7 protein-coding genes are annotated in these 3454 nt (G+C 44.1%); 4 read left to right on the top strand and 3 right to left on the bottom strand.

Features of this window, described 5'->3' with window-relative positions; all coding sequences use genetic code 11:
* Positions 1-563: heavy-metal-associated domain-containing protein (locus LC574_RS32000; RefSeq protein ID WP_229457621.1), on the bottom strand; the 563-nt coding region annotated here is incomplete at its 3' end.
* Between the two features lie 129 nt (positions 564-692).
* Between LC574_RS32000 and LC574_RS31995 the strand changes: the two genes are divergently transcribed.
* On the top strand, positions 693-1088 hold the full coding sequence (locus tag LC574_RS31995; protein WP_229457623.1) for a metalloregulator ArsR/SmtB family transcription factor: 396 nt from the start codon (positions 693-695) through the stop codon (positions 1086-1088).
* A gap of 107 nt (positions 1089-1195) precedes the next feature.
* Here LC574_RS31995 and LC574_RS31990 read toward each other — a convergent pair whose 3' ends face one another.
* Both LC574_RS31990 and LC574_RS31985 read right to left on the bottom strand, forming a co-directional pair.
* A complete protein-coding gene (locus tag LC574_RS31990; RefSeq protein ID WP_229457620.1) occupies positions 1196-1522 on the bottom strand; it encodes a YnfA family protein in 327 nt (108 codons plus the stop codon).
* Positions 1519-1914, bottom strand: a complete 396-nt coding sequence (locus LC574_RS31985) for a MerR family transcriptional regulator (RefSeq protein WP_229457618.1) — start codon at positions 1912-1914, stop codon at positions 1519-1521. The genes LC574_RS31990 and LC574_RS31985 overlap by 4 nt, the downstream gene beginning before the upstream one ends.
* A 99-nt stretch (positions 1915-2013) precedes the next feature.
* Between LC574_RS31985 and LC574_RS31980 the strand changes: the two genes are divergently transcribed.
* The 3 genes from LC574_RS31980 (at position 2014) to LC574_RS31970 (ending at position 3343) form a co-directional block, all read left to right on the top strand.
* Entirely contained in the window at positions 2014-2388 is a 375-nt protein-coding gene (locus LC574_RS31980) for a hypothetical protein (RefSeq protein ID WP_229457617.1), read from the top strand.
* Position 2389: 1 nt separating this feature from the next.
* On the top strand, positions 2390-2701 hold the full coding sequence (locus LC574_RS31975; protein WP_229457616.1) for a hypothetical protein: 312 nt from the start codon (positions 2390-2392) through the stop codon (positions 2699-2701).
* 237 nt (positions 2702-2938) lie between these two features.
* On the top strand, positions 2939-3343 hold the full coding sequence (locus tag LC574_RS31970; RefSeq protein ID WP_229457614.1) for an Nramp family divalent metal transporter: 405 nt from the start codon (positions 2939-2941) through the stop codon (positions 3341-3343).
* Positions 3344-3454: the final 111 nt, after the last annotated feature.

Raw genomic sequence — 3454 nt, 5'->3', positions numbered from 1 at the left:
GGCAAGCTATTACCAACATCACCAATGCCCGGTAAAGCCAGACGTTGAACGATTGAGCAAATGCCAAGGTTGGTATTAAAGCAATGGCGATCGCTGCTAAAATCACTATCGGTATAACCCAAACTTTTAATCTGGTCAGAAATTGCCGTCTCATTTACCAGTTGCGGGTCATAGGATACTTGCAATCGTTCGCTGGCAAAGCTGACCGATGCTTCTTTTACGCCTATTATCTTCTGCACCCCAGCCTCAATCGTCTTGGCACAACTGCCACAATCCATCCCGCCGATTTGTAGTTGTAGCGTTTTCACAGGAGTTACATCGACGTTATGGTCATGACTCTGTTCAACCGTATAACCCAAACTTCTAATTTGGTCATAGATAGTCTTTTCACTCAAGATTTCTGGGTTATAGGAAACCCTGGCTTTGCCTGTCGTAAAGTTTACTTTTACTTCTGTAACACCATTTAACTGCTGCAAACCGACTTCAATCGTCTTGGCGCAGCTTCCGCAGTCCATACCACCAATTTGCAAAGTTTGGGTTTTGAGGGAAGGAGTTTGAGTCATGGCATTGCAACCAAGGCGAAAAAGTTAACTGCCAATATTCTAATACAACAATTGAATAGATGTTCAACTGTACAATACTTTAATTTTAGTTAAAATTGAAAGTGATAACCATTGCCTATACTTAATGCCATGAACAAGCGCCAAAGCGAAGAAGAGTTGGAATTGCTTCAGAATGCAGGCGTACCAAAGTGTGATACCCATTTGGTGCATCTGGATAATGTGCGGTCAATTCAAACACAAATCTTGTCTATAGACAAGGCAAAACAAATGGCAGAAGTCTTTGGAATACTTGGAGATCCGAATCGTCTGCGACTGATATCAGCTTTGGCCTCCCAAGAATTATGTGTTTGTGATTTAGCTGCATTGATGAAAATGACGGAATCAGCTGTTTCTCATCAATTGCGATTATTAAAAGCGATGCGTTTAGTTAGTTATCGTCGAGAAGGTAAAAATGTTTATTACAGCTTGGCTGACAATCACATCATCAATTTATATTGCTCTTTGGCAGAACATTTAGATGAGTGAAATGATTAGATTTTGATTTGATTCTTGGCACAGTTTTGTAAAGAATAATTTTAACAATTCATGAGAAATAAGATATTCAAGTAAAGCGTTAATAAAATAGTCTTTGTTTACAGGTGATGTGGGCTAAACAAAATGACAACTGTCCCTATCAGAGAGATGGTAACGCCAAGTAAATCCCATCTATCCGGCTTGACTCCCTCAGCTAACCATAACCAAAAAACCGATGAGAGGATATAGATACCGCCATAGGCCGCAAATAACCTTCCAGCAATGGGAACATCGACTTTAGTTAGAGCAAAAGCGAAGACAATCAGCGCTAAGATACCTGGTAAAATCCATAGTCCGCTTTTTCCTAGCCTTAACCATGCCCAAAAAGCATAGCATCCTGAGATTTCTCCCAAAGCCGCGATCAGATACCAGAACAGAATTTTCATTGTACCGCTTCCTGAATGACTGTTGCTGCCATGCGCCCACATTGCGATAAGTCCGCGCAATCGCAATGCAAAACGTTATCTACAACCCTTTGCATCGCCTGAAGCCGTTTTATCTGTGCATCCAATTCACGCTTTTTTTGACACGCTAGCTCCTGCCACCGCTGAGAAGCTGGAGTTCCTGTGCGAAATCCATGCATCAAATGCTGCATTTCATTGAGTCGGAAACCGCAAACTTGAGCCAACTTAAGCACAGCAAGACGATAAATGGCATCTTGTGCATAGCGACGCTGCCCACTGACGCGCAGAGCGGGAGGCAACACGCCAATCCGTTCCCAATAACGAATAGTAGAAGCAGGGATGCCACTTTTTGACGCAAGCTCTCCTATGGTCATACAAAATTTCCCCTTGACTTAAAGTTAGCTTTAAGTTGTAGCGTATGACCAATGCCTATGGCAAGAATCACATAGTAGTAACTGGGGCGTGAGAAACAGATGACAAAGGAAAAAGCGCAGGAACCCCTGCCGATTGCTTGCACCTTAACAAGAGACAATCTTCAAGACCGTTTAGCATGGATTACTGAATTGACGCGCATTGCTTTGCAGAGCTACGAGCGGCGCGGACTTGTGCTTGAGCTTAGATATGCCCCTCAAGCTGCGGAGCAGGTATACGAGATGGTACGCAAGGAAAAGGAATGCTGTGCCTTCTTAGCTTTCGCTCTTCACGAAGATGACCGGGAGGTACGGCTTACGATCACGGCTCCCGATGATGCCAAAGAAGCGGCTGATTTTTTATTCCAACAATTCGTTGCTTTTGCCGGACAGAGTTCGGTTTCAGATATTGCCCAACAAGAGAGGAAGCATTATTGAAATGAGTTCAAAAAAACAGCATTTTAAAACCACAGAGAAGGCTGCCCGCACTGCTGCTCTTGCCGCTGCGACTGGAGCCGTTGTTTGTGGTGTAGGTTGCGTTCTCCCAATGGCTCTTCCCACCATCGCACTGGCGGGTGCAGGAAGCGTGTTTGCTTGGCTTGGCGGTGCTTATTTTTGGGTAACGGCTTTGGCGGCTGCTATGATTATGCGATCGCTGCCAGGAACCTATGTCCTTACCCATCTTGAACCATTGGAAGACCCAGTATCGTGGTATGACCAGAACTTAGACAGGACAACTGATGTTAGTTGAGATTGAGCCTGGTCAGAATCTGAAGGCTAAGGAACATGCTAGAGCTTAAATTGCAACTTCCCCGCAAGGCTTTCACTGTAAGGATAAAATGAGCAACTTTGAAAGCATAAAGCAAGCAAGTTGCTCATCATTATGGTTACAGTTACATCAGGAAAAATTTTGCTACTAGAGATTGATGTTTAGTCCGGATTTTTTGAGATTATGAGAAGAATATGAAAATATTTCCTCAGAAAACAAATGACTCGCCCCGAAAACCGCCCCAGTCTCCCTGAAGTTCACCGCAGTATTAGAATTCCCGACAGTAAGAGCTTTTGGCGCAAGATGCTGGCTTATGCAGGGCCAGGGTATCTGGTTTCAGTCGGATATATGGACCCTGGCAACTGGGCAACAGATATCGCCGGGGGGTCTAAGTTTGGCTATACCCTGTTGACAGTAATTCTGATGTCGAACCTGATGGCAATATTGCTGCAATCGCTATGTGTGCGTTTGGGTGTTGCTACAGGACGAGATTTGGCACAGGCTTGTCGAAACTATTTCAGTTCAAGGGTAAGCTTTTGTTTGTGGGTACTGTGTGAGATTGCTATTGCAGCTTGTGACTTGGCAGAACTACTAGGAAGTGCGATCGCCCTGCAACTTTGTTAAAACAATCAACCTTTGATTTAATGTGGACTCCTCATTTTCCCAATCAAGGCGATGATTGGGAAAAGTTGAGATATGTTGCAGGTTTAGGGTGGTGGGTATTCAATTATGGCG

This window comes from Nostoc sp. CHAB 5715, assembly GCF_020829685.1.
Classification (GTDB): Bacteria; Cyanobacteriota; Cyanobacteriia; order Cyanobacteriales; family Nostocaceae; genus Nostoc.
This window is presented reverse-complemented; position numbering and strand designations above follow the sequence as displayed.

Bases quoted from the DNA above. Each gene is read 5' to 3' on its own strand.
- LC574_RS31995 (WP_229457623.1), top strand. From the start codon at position 693: ATGAACAAGCGCCAAAGCGAAGAAGAGTTGGAATTGCTTCAGAATGCA.
- LC574_RS31990 (WP_229457620.1), bottom strand. From the start codon at position 1,522: ATGAAAATTCTGTTCTGGTATCTGATCGCGGCTTTGGGAGAAATCTCA.
- LC574_RS31985 (WP_229457618.1), bottom strand. From the start codon at position 1,914: ATGACCATAGGAGAGCTTGCGTCAAAAAGTGGCATCCCTGCTTCTACT.
- LC574_RS31980 (WP_229457617.1), top strand. From the start codon at position 2,014: ATGACAAAGGAAAAAGCGCAGGAACCCCTGCCGATTGCTTGCACCTTA.
- LC574_RS31975 (WP_229457616.1), top strand. From the start codon at position 2,390: ATGAGTTCAAAAAAACAGCATTTTAAAACCACAGAGAAGGCTGCCCGC.
- LC574_RS31970 (WP_229457614.1), top strand. From the start codon at position 2,939: ATGACTCGCCCCGAAAACCGCCCCAGTCTCCCTGAAGTTCACCGCAGT.